General features: G+C 67.5%; 19 protein-coding genes. 8 read left to right on the top strand and 11 right to left on the bottom strand.

From position 1 onward, the window contains the following. Positions 1 to 1,075: inner membrane protein YhjD (gene yhjD, locus ACFO5K_RS24730; protein WP_378567716.1), on the top strand; the 1,075-nt coding region annotated here is incomplete at its 5' end. Between the two features lies 1 nt (position 1,076). Here yhjD and ACFO5K_RS24735 read toward each other — a convergent pair. Then, positions 1,077 to 2,384 carry a D-alanyl-D-alanine carboxypeptidase family protein gene (locus ACFO5K_RS24735; RefSeq protein ID WP_378567719.1) on the bottom strand — a complete coding sequence of 436 codons (1,308 nt, stop codon included), beginning with the start codon at positions 2,382 to 2,384 and terminating at the stop codon, positions 1,077 to 1,079. 118 nt (positions 2,385 to 2,502) lie between these two features. On the opposite strand from ACFO5K_RS24735, the gene ACFO5K_RS24740 reads away from it, so the two are divergent. Then, the gene (locus tag ACFO5K_RS24740; RefSeq protein WP_378567722.1) at positions 2,503 to 4,011 is read left to right on the top strand and encodes an MFS transporter; all 1,509 of its coding nucleotides are present in this window, start codon (positions 2,503 to 2,505) and stop codon (positions 4,009 to 4,011) included. Next, a complete protein-coding gene (locus tag ACFO5K_RS24745; RefSeq protein ID WP_378567725.1) occupies positions 4,001 to 4,594 on the top strand; it encodes a TetR family transcriptional regulator in 594 nt (197 codons plus the stop codon). Before ACFO5K_RS24740 ends, ACFO5K_RS24745 begins: the two co-directional genes overlap by 11 nt. A 4-nt stretch (positions 4,595 to 4,598) precedes the next feature. Here ACFO5K_RS24745 and ACFO5K_RS24750 read toward each other — a convergent pair whose 3' ends face one another. Then, a complete protein-coding gene (locus ACFO5K_RS24750) occupies positions 4,599 to 5,291 on the bottom strand; it encodes an ester cyclase (RefSeq protein WP_378567728.1) in 693 nt (230 codons plus the stop codon). A gap of 141 nt (positions 5,292 to 5,432) precedes the next feature. Next, the gene (locus tag ACFO5K_RS24755; RefSeq protein ID WP_378567731.1) at positions 5,433 to 6,329 is read right to left on the bottom strand and encodes a phenylalanine 4-monooxygenase; all 897 of its coding nucleotides are present in this window, start codon (positions 6,327 to 6,329) and stop codon (positions 5,433 to 5,435) included. 235 nt (positions 6,330 to 6,564) lie between these two features. On the opposite strand from ACFO5K_RS24755, the gene ACFO5K_RS24760 reads away from it, so the two are divergent. Then, positions 6,565 to 6,750: a type II toxin-antitoxin system VapB family antitoxin gene (locus ACFO5K_RS24760; protein WP_378567734.1), complete on the top strand. Its 186-nt coding sequence runs from the start codon at positions 6,565 to 6,567 to the stop codon at positions 6,748 to 6,750. Positions 6,751 to 6,833: 83 nt separating this feature from the next. Then, on the top strand, positions 6,834 to 7,505 hold the full coding sequence (locus ACFO5K_RS24765) for a JAB domain-containing protein (protein WP_378567737.1): 672 nt from the start codon (positions 6,834 to 6,836) through the stop codon (positions 7,503 to 7,505). Positions 7,506 to 7,702: 197 nt separating this feature from the next. Here ACFO5K_RS24765 and ACFO5K_RS24770 read toward each other — a convergent pair whose 3' ends face one another. Both ACFO5K_RS24770 and ACFO5K_RS24775 read right to left on the bottom strand, forming a co-directional pair. After that, complete coding sequence (locus ACFO5K_RS24770) at positions 7,703 to 8,416, bottom strand: TetR/AcrR family transcriptional regulator (protein ID WP_378567740.1); 714 nt, start codon at positions 8,414 to 8,416, stop codon at positions 7,703 to 7,705. Positions 8,417 to 8,444: 28 nt separating this feature from the next. Then, positions 8,445 to 9,674 (bottom strand): cytochrome P450, encoded by a 1,230-nt coding sequence (locus tag ACFO5K_RS24775; protein ID WP_378567743.1) that lies wholly within the window; start codon positions 9,672 to 9,674, stop codon positions 8,445 to 8,447. Between the two features lie 135 nt (positions 9,675 to 9,809). Here ACFO5K_RS24775 and ACFO5K_RS24780 point away from each other — a divergent pair, with 135 nt between their 5' ends. After that, a complete protein-coding gene (locus ACFO5K_RS24780) occupies positions 9,810 to 10,754 on the top strand; it encodes a fructosamine kinase family protein (protein ID WP_378567746.1) in 945 nt (314 codons plus the stop codon). Between the two features lie 197 nt (positions 10,755 to 10,951). Here ACFO5K_RS24780 and ACFO5K_RS27495 read toward each other — a convergent pair whose 3' ends face one another. After that, entirely contained in the window at positions 10,952 to 11,452 is a 501-nt protein-coding gene (locus tag ACFO5K_RS27495; RefSeq protein ID WP_449289695.1) for a DoxX family protein, read from the bottom strand. 182 nt (positions 11,453 to 11,634) lie between these two features. Between ACFO5K_RS27495 and ACFO5K_RS24790 the strand changes: the two genes are divergently transcribed. Next, the gene (locus ACFO5K_RS24790) at positions 11,635 to 12,243 is read left to right on the top strand and encodes a dihydrofolate reductase family protein (RefSeq protein WP_378567749.1); all 609 of its coding nucleotides are present in this window, start codon (positions 11,635 to 11,637) and stop codon (positions 12,241 to 12,243) included. A 316-nt stretch (positions 12,244 to 12,559) separates the two neighbouring features. Here ACFO5K_RS24790 and ACFO5K_RS24795 read toward each other — a convergent pair whose 3' ends face one another. The 5 genes from ACFO5K_RS24795 to sdhC form a co-directional block, all read right to left on the bottom strand. Then, on the bottom strand, positions 12,560 to 12,796 hold the full coding sequence (locus ACFO5K_RS24795) for a hypothetical protein (RefSeq protein WP_378567752.1): 237 nt from the start codon (positions 12,794 to 12,796) through the stop codon (positions 12,560 to 12,562). Positions 12,797 to 13,259: 463 nt separating this feature from the next. Next, positions 13,260 to 14,030 (bottom strand): succinate dehydrogenase iron-sulfur subunit, encoded by a 771-nt coding sequence (locus ACFO5K_RS24800; RefSeq protein ID WP_378567755.1) that lies wholly within the window; start codon positions 14,028 to 14,030, stop codon positions 13,260 to 13,262. After that, positions 14,030 to 15,799: a succinate dehydrogenase flavoprotein subunit gene (sdhA, locus tag ACFO5K_RS24805; protein WP_378567758.1), complete on the bottom strand. Its 1,770-nt coding sequence runs from the start codon at positions 15,797 to 15,799 to the stop codon at positions 14,030 to 14,032. Before sdhA ends, ACFO5K_RS24800 begins: the two co-directional genes overlap by 1 nt. A gap of 16 nt (positions 15,800 to 15,815) precedes the next feature. Further along, a complete protein-coding gene (locus ACFO5K_RS24810; RefSeq protein WP_378567761.1) occupies positions 15,816 to 16,250 on the bottom strand; it encodes a succinate dehydrogenase hydrophobic membrane anchor subunit in 435 nt (144 codons plus the stop codon). 2 nt (positions 16,251 to 16,252) lie between these two features. Continuing rightward, a complete protein-coding gene (sdhC, locus tag ACFO5K_RS24815; RefSeq protein WP_378567764.1) occupies positions 16,253 to 16,657 on the bottom strand; it encodes a succinate dehydrogenase, cytochrome b556 subunit in 405 nt (134 codons plus the stop codon). A 289-nt stretch (positions 16,658 to 16,946) separates the two neighbouring features. Between sdhC and ACFO5K_RS24820 the strand changes: the two genes are divergently transcribed. Further along, entirely contained in the window at positions 16,947 to 17,348 is a 402-nt protein-coding gene (locus tag ACFO5K_RS24820) for a cytidine deaminase (RefSeq protein WP_378567767.1), read from the top strand. Positions 17,349 to 17,488: the final 140 nt, after the last annotated feature.

The following is a 17,488-nucleotide window of genomic DNA, read 5'->3' on the forward strand; positions in this document are numbered from 1 at the left end:
CCCGCTGACCCGTCGCGCACCTGAGGTTTTCGCTGAAGGGGCGCGTGTCATGCAGTTGATCGACAACATCTCGGCAGCCGTCGAGAAGCAGGTGAAGACCAGGCCGTGGTTGCACCATCTGGTCCGGGCCGGTGGCCGGTATCAGCAGCAGCGTGGTGACTACTTCGCCGCGGGCATCACCTACTTCACTGTGCTGTCGCTGTTTCCACTGCTGATGATCGCCTTCGCCGTGGCCGGTTTCATCCTGGCCGGGCAACCCGACCTGCTCAACGAACTGCAGGCCAAGGTCGTGGAGAACATCCCCGGGTCGATGGGTGATCAGATCAACGACCTGATCGACCAGGCGATCGACTCCCGCGGCACCGTGGGTGTGCTCGGTTTGCTCACCGGCTTCTACACCGGACTGGGCTGGATGGCGAACCTGCGCGCGGCGCTCACCGAACAGTGGGCCACCAAGAGCCCTGAAAAGCCGTGGTGGCGTACGAAACTGTCGGATCTGGGTGCGCTGATCGGCCTCGGGCTGGCTTTCGTCGTCTCGCTCGGGCTCTCGGCCATCGGCTCCGGTGGGCTGGTGGCCCGGGTGCTCGAGGCGCTCGGTTTCGAGAATCTGCCCGGCGCGAAGGTGGGGCTGTCGGTGTTGTCGATCGCGCTCGGCATGCTCGCCTCCTGGGCGGTGTTCGTCTGGATCATCGCGCGCCTGCCCCGCGAACCGGTGTCGTTGCGCAGTGCGGTCAAGGCGGCGGCGCTGGCCGCGGTGGCGTTCGAGGTGTTCAAGTTCATCGCCGCGATCTACCTGCGCACCGTGCTGTCGAGTCCGGCCGGCGCCACCTTCGGTGCGATCATCGGTCTGATGGTGTTCAGCTACATCAGCTTCCGCATCATGCTGTTCGCCACAGCCTGGGCGGCGACCGCCACCGACAACGACCACGCAGGCGACATCGCCCCGCCGCAACCGGTGATCATCGCCCCGCGCGTGGTCGAACATCCGATGTCGACCGGTGCCGCGGGCGCGGCGTACTTCGGGGCCGGTGTGGTGGCGACGCTGGCGTTGCTGCTGTTCGGCAGACGCCGCTGACTCAGCGGCCGCGCCGGCGCATCCGCCGCACGCCCAGCAGCAGCACCACCAGCAGGATCGGTCCGCCGATCAGGGTCGCCACCCGCGCACCCTGGTGCGGCGATTGCTCCGCGGCCGCGCGGGTGTCGCCGGCGCGCGGTGGTGGGGTGGCCAACAGCACACTGGGCTCGATTGCGGCGCTGCCGGATTCGGGCAGCTTGCCGATCCTGGCGTCGGCGTCGAGGGCGAAACCGTAGTCCAGCAGCCGGGCCGCCTGCTCCCACGGGCGGATCGGTCGCACGTCGGCCTGGAGCAGGCTGACCACGAGACGGTGGCCGTCGCGTTCGGCGGCGGCGACGAAGGTCTGGCGGGCGTCGTCGGTGAATCCGGTCTTGCCGCCGATCGCGCCCGGATAGTTGTAGAGCAGCTGGTTGTCGTTGCCGATCGGGAAGCCGGGGCGGTCTTCGTCGCCGGGGATCTTCGGGTCGGCCGGGTAGCCGGGGAAATCGACCTGTTCGGTGTGGATGAGCTCGGCGAACAGCGGGATGCTCATCGCCTCGCGGAACAGGACCGACAGGTCGTAGGCCGAGGTGGTCATGCCGGGCCCGTCCAGGCCGGAGGGGGTGGCCGCGCGAGTGTCCATCGCGCGCAACGTTTCGGCCACCGCGTTCATCTGTGCGACCGCCGCCTTGTCACCACCGAGCTGGGTGGCGATGGCGTGCGCGGCGTCGTTGCCAGAGCTCATGATCAACGCCTGCATGAGCTGGTGGTTGGTGTAGCGCCCGCCGGGGCCGATCCCTGCCCGGGTGCCCTCTACATCGGCGTCGGCCTGGGTGCCGGTGACCACCTCGTCCAGGTCGAGGGTGCGCAGGGCGACGATGGCCAGCGCCACCTTGATGGTGCTGGCTGGGCGGTAGCGCCCGTGCGGGTCCTTGGCGGCCAGCACTCGTCCGGTGTCGAGGTCGGCGACCAGCCAGGCGGTGGCCGAGATGTCGGCGGGCGGCGGTGGTGCGCCGACGGGCAGGACCACGCCGCACTCGCCCAGCCGTTGGCCGCCGATCGGCGGCGCGGGTACCGGTAGGTCGGTCGGGGTCGGTTCGCCCGGCGCCGGTACTTCGGAGCTGTCGATGGCCGCGGGTGTGCGCGTGCGCTGCGGGCAGTCGTCGGTGTTCGGAGTGGTGAACGGGGCAGTGGTGGTCGTGCTCGACCCACCGGGCGGGCCGGTGCCGGCGTTGGGCGCGGCACCGGCTGTCGCTGCGGTGAGAGCGGCCGCGGTGACGGCGGCGCCGAGGTGACACGCGGCGCGCACGCCGATTTCGCGGAGCTTCATCACCGATGAGACTAGCGAGCCGCCGCGCGTGTTTCGCGCCGAAGCCCGCGAAGTATTGACAGTCAGTCCGAAATGGTAGTTACTATCAAAAGGTAGTCACTTTCAGTTTGGAGGAGTTATGCGGACCGACGACACCCGCCGCTGGCTGGCGCTGGGCGCGCTCGCCCTGGCGATGCTCACCATCGGACTCGACGTCACTGTGCTCACGGTGGCCATCCCGACGCTCGCCGTCGAACTGGACGCGAATATCTCCGCGCTGCAATGGTTCAGCAGCGCCTACACCCTCGCCCTGGCCGCGCTGATGCTGCCGGCCGGCGCGCTCGGCGACCGCTTCGGCCGCAAGAAGGGACTGCTGGCTGCCCTCGTACTGTTCGGCCTCGCCTCGCTCGCCTGCGCGTTCGCCGACTCGGCCGGCCAGCTGATCGCGGCCAGGGTGGTGCTCGGCATCGCCGCCGCCGCGCTGATACCGCTGTCGATGGCGGTGCTGCCGGTGTTGTTCACCGACCCGGCCCAGCGCCAGCGCGCGGTGACGATCTGGGTCACCGCCACCGCCCTCGGCCTGCCGCTGGGCCCGGTCGTCGGCGGCTGGCTGCTCCAGCACTACTGGTGGGGCTCGGTCTTCCTGATCAACGTGCCCCTGGTGATCCTCGGCGCCGTCGCCGTGGCGGCCCTGGTGCCCGAATCACGCGGCGAGACCGGCCTCCGCGTCGACGGGCTCGGTGCGGCGCTGTCGGCCACCGGCATGCTCGGCCTCACCTACGGCTTCATCCGGATCGGCGAACGGAGCTGGGGCGACCCGGGGGCCTGGTCGGTGATCGCCGCGAGCGTCGTGCTGCTCGGGGCCTTCCTGTGGTGGCAGCGCCGCAGCTCCCACCCGCTGATCGACCTCGCCCTGTTCGCCGCACCCGGGTTCCGCTGGGGGACAGCGCTTTCGCTGGTGGTCAGCTTCGCCATGTTCGGAATGTTCTTCACTCTCCCGCAGTACTTGCAGGCCGTGCTCGGCGTCGACGCGCTCGGCAGCGGACTGCGATTGCTGCCGCTGATCGGCGGTCTGGTGGTCGGGAGCAGGCTCGTCGACCTGCTGTTGCCGCGCCTGGGGGCGCGGGTGGTGCTCACCGCGGGCTTCCTGGTGCTGGCCTGCGGTGTCGGTCTCGGCGCGCTCACCAGGGTCGACAGCGGCTTCGGGCTCACCGCCCTGTGGACGACGGTGCTCGGCGCGGGCATGGGCGTGGTGATGCCCGCCGCGATGGGGCTGGCGCTGGGCGAGCTCACCACCGCCCGGTCGGGATCGGGATCGGCGCTGCTGCAAGCGATTCGGCAAGCCGGTGGCACCATCGGTGTCGCGGTGCTCGGCACGGTGCTGGCCACCGCCTACCGGTCGGACCTGGGTGAGCTGAACCGCCCGCCGATCTCCGACGGCGTCAATGCCGCGGTGGCGGCGACCGCCGACGACCCAGCGGCGCTGGCACGGGTGCAGCACGCCTTCGTCTTCGGCATGGACACCATGCTCGGTGTGTGCGCGGTGGGGTGCCTGATCGCGGCCGTTGTCGTCGCCGTCGGCCTCGAGCGGCGCCCGGTGGCGGGGCAGACGGCGGCGGATACGGCAGAATCGATGCATGCCGGTTGAGTCGTCGTTGCGTGCGCGGAAGAAGGAACGAACCCGCCGAACCATCCGGTACGAGGCGTTTCGCCTGTTCCGGGAGCAGGGCTACACCGAGACCACGGTCGAACAGATCGCCGCGGCCGCCGAGGTCTCGCCCAGCACCTTCTTCCGCTACTTTCCGTCGAAAGAGCAACTCGTGCTGGCCGACGACCAGGACGCGCTGATGATCGAGGCGCTGGCGGCGCAACCGCGCGGCCAGCACCCGCTCACCGCGGTCCGCAACGCCACCGAACAGGTCTATGGCGCCATGTCGGCCGCCGACCTGGCCTTCGAGCAGGAACGCCAAGCGCTGCTGCATCACGTGCCAGATCTGCGTCCGGCGGTCGGGTTGGAATTCCAGCGCAGCATCGAACTGGCCGCTCAGTTGCTGGCCGACTACACCGGTCGCGGCGTCGAGGACTTCGAGGTACGGGTGGCCGCGGGGGCGATGGTGGGCGCCATGCTGGCCATCGTCGCCACCACCCCGGTCAATTCGGCCAATGTGGGCCACGCCCTGGATCTGCTGCAGGCCGGCCTGCCGTTCGAGGCGCCGAACGGCAGGCCGTGAGGTCCTATTCGGACTTGCCGTGCTGCACCGGGCAGCCGTGGGCCAGCGGGCCGAGCAGCTGGTTGTTGTCGTAGAAGTGCTCGAGCTCCACGATGCGCAGGTCCTCGGTGACGCGCGCGATGGTCACGCCGTACATCTCGATCTGCTCACCGGTGGGCTGGTGGCCCTTGTACTCGCCCTCGTACTTGCCCCAGTGTCGCCAGCGCATGCTCACCGTCGGCGGGCCCGACATCACCTCGAGCACCTCCCAGAAGAAGCCGCCGGGGAAGGCGGTGTGGAAGATCTTGTGCGAGGACTCGAAGGTCTCGTTCGCGGACTCGTAGTACGGGTTGTCGCCGATCAGGATGTTGTAGCTGCCGATCCGCGCGAACTCGTCGGCGTCCTGCCACACCCCACCGTTGACCCGGCCGCGGTACCGCTCGGCCACCACCGACAGCCAGGTGGCCGGGTCGCCCTTGTGCGAGACCTCCATCTCGAAGACCTTCACCAGGTCTTCGACGATCGCCTCGAGTGAGCCGGGTGCGTGCTCGGCGACGCGTTCGCGCGGGATCACCTCATGGCTCAGCTCGTAGTCGGGGACATTGCCGCGCCACTGGTCCGGGGTCGCCGCGGCGATCACCGCTTCCCGGCCCTGTAGCCACAGTGGTGCCTCCGGCTCGGGATTCTGCTCCTGCGTATCCGTTACGTCCACAGTCATTTTCGGTCTACCCGACCCTTTCGCAAAGCTTGAAGAACCGCCCGAACCTAACAGCAGCCCCGTCGCGCGCGCTTACCCGATCTCACCGAGTGGGAAACGCGTGACAGTGAACTGTGTTCTGTACCAACGGCTTCGGCCCGCTCATGGGACAGGGCGCGTGCGGTGGGTGAGCCGGCCCGGGGTCTCGTCGTCCATCGTCGCGAAGAATTCGCCGAGCACGTCCACGAGCTGGCCCACCGACTCGCCACAGAACAGCACCGGCTGGTAGCGGGTGATGTCGTAGGTACGGGTGCCCATTCGCGCCACGTCGAGCGGAAGTAGCCGGGCATGGCGGAACTCGTCGATCTCACCGTAGGAAGACAGCAATCCGGCGCCGTAACAACGGATCTCACCTTCCTCACGCACCACCCCGAATTCCAGCGAGAACCAGAACACGTCGGCGAGGAACTTCAGCGCGGCCTCGGTCTCGAGCCGGGCCACCGCATGCCCCACCGTCTCGTACAGCGCCGCGAAAGCCGGGCTCGCCAGCTGATTGGCGTGGCCGATGATCTCGTGGATCGCATCGGGTTCGGGCGTGTAGAGCGGGGCCGAATGGTGGCGCAGGTACTGGGTGGAGTGGAAGGTGCGTTCGGCGAAGGAACCGAAGAACTCACGCAGCGGTACCAGCCCGGCGGCGGGGACATACCGGAACCCGGTGAGCGGGGCCAACCGCCGCGACACTTCGTCGAGCTGGGGAACGTGCTCGGGTGGCAGCGCCAGCTGCGCCGCCGCTTCGCGTACCTCGCGACAGGCGTACACCTGGTGTTTGCGGGCCAGTTCGGTCGCGGCGATGCGCCACACCCGCTGTTCTGCGTCGGTGTAGTCGATCCGGGGTGCCGGGGCACCGGGCGTGTGGTCCAGTGCCAGCGCGGCGATGGCGTTGCGGCGGGCGCGGTACTGCTCGTCGCGCACACCGGGGTGCTCCGCGTCCAGGTGCACCGTGACGTCGCCGTCGCGCTCGCGCGTCACCGGCGAGTACAGCTGCGCCTCGGTGAACATGTCTCCAGGCAAGCACTGCCCGCGCGCCGCGACAACAACACCGTGCGCAACTGCGCAAACTGCACAGTTCGGGCGGTTCGGACGGGGCTGTTCCGGTCGGCGACGGGCTGCCGCGGGTGGTTCTCGTGGACAGTGTGCGGATTTGCGAACGCCTGGTTTCGGTAACGACGCGGTGAATCAGCGCACGCGTCCGCCGCCCATCCCGCAAGATTGCGAACGTAGCCGAGGAGGATGCTTGCGAACCCTGCGGATAGATCTCGATCAGGACCTGCTGGCCGCCGCTGCCGACATCATGGGCACCGCCGACAGCAACACCACGGTCAACGAAGCGCTGCGGCGCATCGTGGTGCACGAACGGCAGCTACGCAATCTGGAACGATTGATGGCCGACTCGGTGTTCAGCACGGGTTCGACCGCCTAGCGCGGTATCGGTTCGCCGGGGCCGGCGAACCTGTCGGTACCTGCTGTCAGGATCGGTGCAGTCACCGATCCTGAGGGGGAGAGATGTCGGTACCGATCGCGAATCTGCCTGTCGCCCAGCGCCCGCGCGAGCGGCTGCTCATACTCGGCGCACACGCGCTCAGCGACGGCGAACTGCTGGCCCTGCTGCTCGGCCACGGCACCCGCGGCCAGTCCGCGCTGGAAATGGCCGCCCAGCTGCTCGGTGACTACGGCGGTGTCGCCGAACTGGCCGCGGCCCGCCCGGAGGAACTGGCCGACCGCGCGGGCATCGGCCCGGCCAAAGCCGCCGCCGTTGTCGCCGCCTTCCACCTGGGCCATCGCTCCCGCACCCCGACCGCCGCCGTACCCCAGCTCACCACCCCCGACGACATCGCCCGCGTCGCGATCCCGCTGTTCGGCGGGGCGCGGGTCGAACGCCTCCTGGTGCTGATCTGCGACACCCAGAACCGCCTGCGTCACCGCGCTTTCGTCGCCGAAGGCGCCATCGATCAGGTGGCCGTCCCAGTCCGCGAGATCCTCAACACCGTCCTGCGCCACGACGGCCGAGCCTTCGCCGTGGTCCACAACCATCCCTCCGGCGACCCCACACCCAGCCCCGACGACCGCCGCGCCAGCACCCTGCTCCACCAGGCCGCCACCACCGTCGGCCTGCGCTATCTCGACCACCTCGTCGTCGCGGGCGAAACCTGGTCCACGGCCCCACCCTGTCCTTAGAGAACCAGCAGATCCGCGTCAGAGAACCAGCAGATCCGCGTCGTCGGCCGTGCGGACCGCGGTCGTCGAGATAGCCGTATCGAACGGGACGAAGTGCCCACCTTCGGCCGCAGCCAGAGCCAGTAGGTACGCATCGGTGAGCCGGCGATGACCGTGCAGCCGGGTGCGGTCGATCGATCTTTGCCGAACGGCGACAACTAGGCGAAACCGGTGGTGCGGGCCAGATCGGCGAGCATCGCGTCGAACATGACCTCCGGGTCGGCCAGCGGGATGGGGTAGTTGCCGAAGACCTCGAGGGTGACGTGGCCGAACAGGCGGGCCCAGGTGTGCACCATCAGGTAGGTGACGCCCAGGTCCAGCTTCTCCGCGGGGAACTTCTGGCCGGATTCCGACAGCACGGCGAGCAGTTCGGTCTGAAAGGCGATCAGGTCGTCGCGCAGCTCGGTGGGGATGGATTCACCCGGCGGGGTGGCGATCTCGAAGTTTGCCAGCAGCCGGCCCGCGGCGGCGAGGAAAATCCGGCCGAACGGTTCGTCGAAGCGGCGCAACATGGAGCCGCCGGCGGCGGGGGAGGCGAACACCAGGGTGAACTGTCTGGGGTTCGCCAGCGCCCACCGCCGGAACCCCCGGCAGATGGCGAGGAACTGGACCGCGCCGTCGTCGGGTAGCACCGCGATCTGAGCGGAGAGGAATTCGGCCAGATCGCCGCAGAACTCCACCCGCAGCCGTTCGATCAGCTCGTCGTGTGAGGCGTAGTGCCGGTAGAGCGCCGGTGCGGTGACCCCGAGTTCGCGCGCGATGGCTCGCAGGGTCACCGCGTTCGGACCCAGCTCGGCCAGCAACTCCCGCGCGACTCGCCGGATGTCGGCATCGGTCACCACCGGTGTCCGCCCGCGCGGCTTACCCGTCACCCCGCCACCCCCTCGATGATGTGTCGGCTCAAGCGTATTCGACCTCCCAGCGCTTGATGCCGTTGAGCCAGCCGCTGCGCAGCCGTACCGGTTCGGCGACCTGGCGCAGGTTCGGCATGGCGTCGGCGATCGCGTTGAACATCAGGTCGATCTCGAGGCGGGCGAGATTGGCGCCCACGCAGAAGTGCGTGCCGGTGCCGCCGAAGCCGACGTGCGGGTTGGGGTTGCGCAGCACGTCGAAGCCGAACGGGTCGGTGAAGGCGTCTTCGTCGAAATTGGCCGAGCTGTAGAACAATCCGACGCGCTGGCCCTGTTCGATCTGCTGCCCACCGAGTTCGAGGTCGCGCGTGGCGGTGCGCTGGAACGCGTGCACCGGCGTGGCCCAGCGCACGATCTCGTCGGGCGCGGTACGCGGGCGCTGCTGTTTGTAGAGCTCCCACTGTTCGGGGTTGTCGACGAATGCCTTCATGCCGTGTGTGATCGAGTTGCGGGTGGTCTCGTTGCCCGCCACCGCGAGCAGGATGACGAAGAACGCGAACTCGTCGGAGCCGAGGTGCTCGCCGTCGATGTCGGCGTTGACCAGTTGGGTGACGATGTCGGCGGCCGGGCAGCCGCGCCGCTGCTCGGCCAGGTGCCAGGCGTAGCTCATCACCTCGGCGGTAGCGGTGTGATGATCGCCCTCGAAGTCGGGGTCGTCGTAGGAGATCATCTGGTTGGTCCAGTCGAACAGCTTCATGCGATCTTCCTGCGGCACGCCGAGCAGCTCGGCGATGGCTTGCAGCGGCAGTTCGCACGCGACCTGTTGCACGAAATCGCCCCGTCCGGACTTCTTGGCTTCCCAGACGATCCGCTCGGCCCGGTCGGTGAGCGCGGCGCGCAGGTTCTCCACCGCGCGCGGGGTGAATCCCTTCGACACGATCCGCCGGATCTTGGTGTGCTGTGGCGGATCCAGGTTCAGCATGAGCATATTGCCGAGCATGTCGATCTGCTCGCGGGTGGTCTCCTCGTTGAACCGGATGATCGCGGTGTTGTCGTGCGAGGAGAAGTCTTCGGGGTTCTTCGAGATCTCCTTGATGTCGGCGAGCTTGGACACCACCCAGTAGCCGCCGTCGTCGAAGCCGCTGGCTCGGTCCGATTGCGCGCACCACCAGACCGGCGCCGTGCGCCGCAGTTGCGCGAACTCCTCGATCGGCAGGCGTTCGGCGAGCAGGTCCGGGTCGGTGAAATCGAACCCTGCTGGGATGTTTGTGCTGGTCACGGCTTGTCTCCTTCGGTCCGGTGCGCGGGACGCCACAACGTGATGTGGGACACGCTCGAATCGATGAGAACACGCGCCGACGATTTATGAACAGCATTTAGTAATACCTGTTCAGAAAAGGCACTGTTGCGGCAGATGAGCCGATTCGTCGCGGCCGCCGACGTCGATGGGCACAATGGCGACGTGGACCTGCCGTACCTGCGCGCGAACCCGCACCTGCTGCCGACCTTCCTCGCGCACCAGCGGTTGCGCACCACGCCCGTCGGCGGCGGGTCGATCGCGGTGACCGAACGCGTCGGGCTCGACGACGGCACGCAGTTGTTCCTCAAGACCTGGCCGGGCGGCGTCTCCGCGGCCCCGACCGACGGCGCCCCCGCCGCCGCACCGCCGGGATTCTTCACCGCCGAGGCCGAGGGGCTGCGCTGGTTACGCGATGCGGACGGTGTCGCGGTGCCGCGGGTGTACGCCGCCTCCGACGAACTGCTGCTCATGGAATGGGTCGGCCACGGCGAACCGACCCCCGCCGCCGCCGAGCGCTTCGGCCGCGGTCTCGCGTTGACGCACCGCGCGGGCGCTCCCGCTTTCGGCGCCCCCGCCGACGGCTACTTCGGCAGCCTCCCGCAGGACAACACCCCCGGCGACGACTGGCGCACCTGGTTCCGCGACCGCCGCATCCACCCCTACGTGAAGCTCGCCGTCGACGCGGGCGCCCTGGACCCCGCCGACGCCACCGCCGTCGAATCCATCCACATCGAAGCCCCCGCCGAACCTCCCGCTCGCATCCACGGCGACCTCTGGCCCGGCAACGTCCTCTGGGGTATCGCCGACACCCCCTGGCTGATCGACCCCGCCTCCGCCCACGGCGGCCACCGCGAAACCGACCTCGCCACCCTCGCCCTCTTCGGCGCCGCGCCCCACCTCCCCCGAATCCTCGCCACCTACAACGAAACCCACCCCCTCGCCCACGACTGGCGCTCCCGCGTCCCCCTCCACCAACTCCCCATCCTCCTGGTCCACGCCGTCCTCTTCGGCCGCACCTACCGCTCCGCGGTACTCGACGCCGCCGCTCACTACCGCTAGCCCGAGCGAGTTGAACGCAGCGATCCCGGGCGGGCCCTGCTGGTTCGGCCGGCTACTTGTCGTCATCGGCTGCGACGCGCCAGTAGCCCCAGGTCGGAGTGCTTCTTCCGGCGCGGCGAGGTCATCCAAGAGGCCGATACCCGATGAGCCTATTCGGCGCGCAAAGCTGATGGCGCACTAGAGGTTTGGAATCGCGCTCAAGCAGCCGACGATTCGTGCCGCCGCACCGCGGGGCGGACCACCGATCGCGTCGCCCAGAGCGCGAAACCGATGTACAACACCTGTTCGGGAATCCGCTGCCACAGCGGTGACGCTGGTTCGCCTGCGAAGGGCACGTCGTTGATCGCGGCGTAGATGTTGGCGGGCAACAAGAGTACGAACAGCGGGACGAGCGCCAACCCGGTGATCCACCGCGTGCGGGTGACGATCAAGCCGATCGCCGCGAGCAGTTCCAGAACGCCGGTGGCCAGCACCATGAGCCCGGGGAACGGGACGAACGGTGGCACCATCGCCACCAGGTCGTCGTAGTTCGGCATCACGGTGACGCTTCCGGGCATGAAGTGCGCGGTCCCCGTCATCATCAGCATGACGGCCAGCGCGTGCGCGGCGGATGCGGGCCAGGAGGCGAACCGGCCGACGCCGAACGCACCCAATGCCCGGAATCCGAGGAGTGAGACGAGAAGAACGATGACGATCACGGCGACTCCATAGTAGATAGTGGCACTGTCTACTATGGATAGTATCGCTATCCATCAGTTCGTCAAGTCGGCGAGCACACGAAGTGCCCATGGGAGCCCAGGGTTCGTTGCTGCGATTAGTTCGGCGGCCACGCACCGTCCTAACAATCGAAATACTCGCCGCCCACGGAGGAGAAGTATCGATGAGGAAGATCACCGCCGGCCTGTTCATGTCCCTCGACGGCGTGGTCGCCGACCCGCAGGACTGGCATTTCCCCTACTTCGACGACGCCATGGGCGCCGCCGTCGACGCCCAGCTCGGCAGCACCGACACGCTGCTGCTCGGCCGCGTGACCTACGACGGCTTCGCCGACGCGTGGCCCGGCCGGGAAGCCGAGGGCGGGGCGGACGCCGCGTTCGCGAAGAAGCTCGGCGACGCGCGAAAGCTGGTGGTCACCCACCAGGACCGGGACCTCTCGTGGCGCAACTCCGAGCGGCTCGACGGTGAGCTGACCGTTGCCGCGGCCGCTCTGAAGGAAGAGCCGGGCGGGGATATCGCCATCAGTGGTTCGGTGTCGGTGGTGCGTCAGCTGCTGGTCGCGGGACTGCTGGACGAACTGCACCTGCTGGTGCACCCGATCGTGGTCGGCAAGGGCGAGCGGCTGTTCGAGGAGGGGACGACGATTCCGCTGCGCCTGCTGTCATCGGAGGCATTCGGGACCGGGGTGCTGCACTCGGTCTACACCAAGGACGACGCCGCGCCGAGCGGGTCATACGAGGAAGCGAAAGCCCACCTCGCGCAGGAAGAGTAGCCAGAAAGGGCAATCACAGTGTGTGGGAACGACGAAGGCCACCTTCATCTTTCGAGGAAACTGGCCTTCGTCGACCGGGATCGACCCCGCGGAGCAGGGCAGCCACCGCGAAAACCGACCTCGCCACACCCTGCCTCTTCGGCAGCCCCCTTTATCTACCTCGAATCATCGCCGCCTACAACGACATCTACCCCTTGGCGCCGGAGTGGCGATCCCGGATCCCACTCCATCAACTACACATACTGCTGGCCTCCGCAGTCATGTTCGGCTGCGCCGTCCTGGACGCCGCAGCGCACTACCGTCAGCTGAAAGTCGTTCAGCCCAGGTTGATCAGGTAGAAGCCGAGCACGATCGCCCACGCCAGCGCGGCGATGAGCGCACCGATGGCCAGGTCGCGTCCGTTCTGATCGTCCTTGTTCAACACTGTGAGTGCCTGCCCGGCGAGCGGAACCGCCACCACGATCGTGAACGGTCCACCGAACATGGCCAGGGCCCACGCGATAGCCGCCCGACCGTCCGGTCGCTGCCACACATTGCTAGGAGATTTCTGCACGAGAACAACATCCTTCGAGCACCGCCAGCGAGCCGCGGCGCGACTCTCGTCCTCCGGTGCAACTGTGGAACGTTACCCACAACAATCCCGCACTGCAATGGAAGCTGTTGCGCTAGAAGGTAACTGCCGTTCGAGCCAGGCGCTGCGGAGACCACCTGCGGCTTGTTGACTGCCCGCACGTTTCGATGCGGGCGGCCTTTTGCGGAAAGGGGCGATCAGCGGGCGGTTCGAGTTCCTGCTCGATGATGTGTGAGACGCTGGTCGAGCAGTTGACTGTGAAATTCGGTCCGTTGCCGAGCACTGTGTCCGAGCGGGTTCGGGCGGCCGATGCCGACGAACTTCACGTGTGGGTCAGGCGGGTGCTGACCGCTGACTCGTTGGCGGAGGTTTTCGCGTAGGTCCGCATACGACGAAGGCCGTCTTCATCCTTCGATGAAGACGGCCTTCGGTGACCGGGGGGAGATCAGCGGGCGAACAGCAGGGCGCGCTTGACTTCCTGGATCGCCTTGGTGACCTCGATGCCACGGGGGCACGCGTCGGTGCAGTTGAACGTGGTGCGGCAACGCCACACACCCTCGACATCGTTGAGGATGTCGAGGCGCTCGCGGGCGGCTTCGTCACGGCTGTCGAAGATGAAGCGGTGGGCGTTCACGATCGCGGCCGGGCCGAAGTAGCTGCCGTCGCTCCAGTACACGGGGCAGGAGGTGGTGCAGCAGGCGCACAGGATGCACTTGGTGGTGTCGTCGAAGCGGGCGCGGTCGTGCTGGGACTGGATGCGCTCGCGGGTGGGCTCGTTACCCGAGGTGATCAGGTACGGCTTCACGGCACGGAACGCGTCGAAGAACGGTTCCATGTCGACGACGAGGTCCTTCTCCACGGGCAGGCCGCGGATGGGCTCGACGCTCATGGTGAGGGTCTTGTCGCCCTTGGGCAGCATGTCCTTCATCAGCACCTTGCAGGCCAGCCGGTTCACACCGTTGATCCGCATGGCGTCGGAGCCGCACACACCGTGGGCGCAGGAACGCCGGAAGGTGAGGGTGCCGTCGAGGTAGGACTTGATGTAGATCAGCACATTGAGGAAGCGGTCGGTCGGCAGGACCGGCACCTGGAACGAATCCCAGTACGCGCCCTTGTCGTTCTCGGTGCTGAACCGGGCCACCCGGACGGTGACCATGACCGAGCCCTCGGGGACCGGAGCCGGCTTCTGCTTGGTGGTTTCGACTACGGCAGTCATCAGTACTTACGCTCCATCGGCTCGTAGCGGGTCTGCACCACCGGCTTGAAGTCGAGACGGATCTCGGAGATGAGTTCCGGGCCCTCCTTGTAAGCCATGGTGTGCCGCATGAAGTTCACGTCGTCGCGATCCGGGTAGTCCTCGCGGGCGTGGCCGCCACGCGACTCCTTGCGGTTGAGCGCGCCGACGACAGTGACCTCGGCCAGCTCGAGCAGGAAGCCCAGCTCGACGGCCTCGAGCAGGTCGCTGTTGTAGCGCTTGCCCTTGTCCTGCACCGTGATCCGGGTGTAGCGCTCCTTGAGCGCGTGGATGTCGGTGAGGGCCTGCTTGAGGGTGTCCTCGGTGCGGAACACGGCGGCGTTCATGTCCATCGTGTACTGCAGTTCGGTGCGGATGTCGGCCACGCGCTCGTTGCCGTGGTCGGACAGGATCAGCGTCAGCCAGTCCTGCACCATCTGCGCCGGGTTCTCCGGCATCTCGACGAACTCGCTGCGCTGGGCGTACTCGGCGGCGGCGATACCGGCGCGACGACCGAACACGTTGATGTCGAGCAGTGAGTTGGTGCCGAGACGGTTCGCGCCGTGCACGGACACACAGGCGCATTCACCGGCCGCGTAGAGGCCGGGGACCACATCGGTGTTGTTGCGCAGCACCTCGCCACGGATGCGGGTGGGGATACCGCCCATCACGTAGTGGCAGGTCGGCATGACCGGCACGAGCTCCTTGACCGGGTCCACACCCAGGTAGGTGCGCGCGAACTCGGTGATGTCGGGCAGCTTCTCCTCGAGCACGTCCTCGCCGAGGTGGGTCACGTCGATGTAGACGTAGTCCTTGTTCGGCCCGGCGCCACGGCCCTCGAGCACCTCGAGCACCATCGAGCGGGCGACGATGTCACGCGGCGCGAGGTCCTTGATGGTGGGGGCGTAGCGCTCCATGAAGCGCTCACCGGAGGCGTTGCGCAGGATGCCACCTTCACCACGGACGGCCTCGGAGATGAGGATGCCCAGGCCCGCGAGGCCCGTCGGGTGGAACTGGTGGAACTCCATGTCCTCGAGCGGCAGGCCCTTGCGGAACACGATCGCCATGCCGTCGCCGGTCAGCGTGTGCGCGTTCGAGGTGGTCTTGTACATGCGGCCCGAGCCGCCGGTGGCGAACACGATCGACTTCGCGTGGAAGACGTGGATCTCGCCGGTGGCCAGCTCGTAGGCGACGACGCCGGTGGCGACGGGGCCCCGGTCGGACTCGGTCATCACCAGGTCCAGCACGTAGAACTCGTTGTAGAACTCGACGTCGTGCTTGACGCAGTTCTGGTAGAGCGTCTGCAGGATCATGTGACCGGTGCGGTCGGCGGCGTAGCACGCGCGACGCACGGGCGCCTTGCCGTGGTCCCGGGTGTGGCCACCGAAACGACGCTGGTCGATCTTGCCCTCGGGCGTGCGGTTGAACGGCAGGCCCATCTTCTCCAGGTCCATGACCGCGTCGATGGCCTCTTTGGCCATGATCTCCGCGGCGTCCTGGTCGACCAGGTAGTCACCACCCTTGACGGTGTCGAAGGTGTGCCATTCCCAGTTGTCTTCTTCGACGTTGGCCAGTGCGGCGCACATGCCGCCCTGGGCCGCGCCGGTGTGGCTGCGCGTGGGGTAGAGCTTGGTCAGGACCGCGGTACGCGCGCGGGGACCGGCCTCGATCGCCGCGCGCATGCCCGCGCCACCGGCGCCGACGATGACCACGTCGTAGCGATGTTCCTGAATCGGACGGGTTTCACTCATGCGAGGTGGCCTGTTCCTAACCGGTGATGTTGGGGTCGAAGGTGAAGATGACGTACGTGCCGACGACCGTCACCAGGATCACCGAGACCGCGAGGATGGTCTTGAGCCAGAACCGGGTGGAGTCCTTGCGGGAGTAGTCGTCGATGACGGTGCGCAGGCCGTTGCCGCCGTGCAGCTGGGCCAGCCACAGCATGGACAGGTCCCAGAGCTGCCAGAACGGGCTGGCCCACCGGCCGGCCACGAAGCCGAAGTTCAGGCGCTTCACGCCGCCGTCGATCATCAGCATGATGAACAGGTGGCCGAGCACCAAGGCGATCAACAGCAGGCCGGAGAAGCGCATGAACAGCCACGCGTACTTCTCGAAGTTGCTGTTCGCGCCGCCGCGCGGGGCGCGGGGTGCGTCGAGGCTCGCCGGGCGGTCGTAGGACTTGCCGAGGATGGGTGCAGTCATGATCAGTGCTCCGTCAGCAGGTAGTAGAACTGGCGGCCGACGCCGGCGGCGGAGACCAGAACCCAGATGGCCAGCACGATCCACAGCATCTGCTTCTGGAAGCGCGGACCCTGCGACCAGAAGTCGATGAGGATCACGCGGACGCCGTTGAGCGCGTGGTACAGCACGCACACCACGAGACCCATCTCCAGCAGCGCCACCAGAGGGCTCTTGTAGGTCTCGATGATCTGGTTGTAGGTGACCGGGTTGACCCGGACCAGTGCCGTGTCCAGCACGTGCACGAAGAGGAAGAAGAAGATCGTGACGCCGGTGATCCGGTGCAGTGCCCAGGACCACATGCCGGGGTCGCCGCGGTACAGCGTCTTGCGCTTCGGCTGGGCCGGAGCCGGAGCTTCTATCGTGGTCATAGAGTGCGGTGCCTCCAACGTCGTTGATGGACCCGGTCACAGATCCGACGCCGGCTGCGTGGAGAGGCAAATGCCCAGGTGGCTGCGCTGTGTTCTCGAGCGCTGGCCCGCCGCCGGGAACCTGAACCGATCTTCGGTGAACTCTAATCCTCTCTGTTTCGCGGAACTAATTCGGCGTGCCGTGCGTTGCGTGCAAAAGAGCCGAGTTAGGTTTGCCTTTCTCGATGCCGGATACTGGTGCGCGAGCCCTTGAATCGACGTGTTCGGCGTGATCGGCCGGAGGTTTGCGATGCCCGAAATCGACTGGAATATGTTGCACGACATGGCGATTCGCGCAATGGGGGCGGCGTATGCGCCATACTCGGGGTTCGCGGTCGGCGCGGCGGCTCTCACGGCGGACGGTCGAATTGTGAGCGGCTGCAATGTGGAAAATGTCTCATATGGGTTAACCCTGTGTGCTGAATGCGTACTCGTCGGTAACTTATTCACCGGCGGTGGCGGGCGTCTCATTGCGGTGTCGGTGACCGATTCCCGGGGCGAAATCCTGATGCCGTGCGGGCGGTGCCGTCAGCTCCTGTTCGAGCACGGCGGCGGCGAGCTACTCGTCGCCCACGCCGCCGGGCCCAAGGCGTTGAGTGAACTCCTGCCCTACGCGTTCGGGCCCGAAGACCTGGCGGCCGGACAGCGGTGAGGTAGCCGCTCGGGCCGCTCGCGCGTCCGGGACAGTGGCGGGCACGGTCCGATACCGGCCTGATGGTGTGTGCCAGGGTGGCACCGACGAGTGCGCCGACCGGCTCATCGAGCCGACGTAGTGCTCCAGAGCCCAACACG

Source organism: Nocardia halotolerans (genome assembly GCF_042650145.1).
Classification (GTDB): Bacteria; Actinomycetota; Actinomycetes; order Mycobacteriales; family Mycobacteriaceae; genus Nocardia; species Nocardia halotolerans.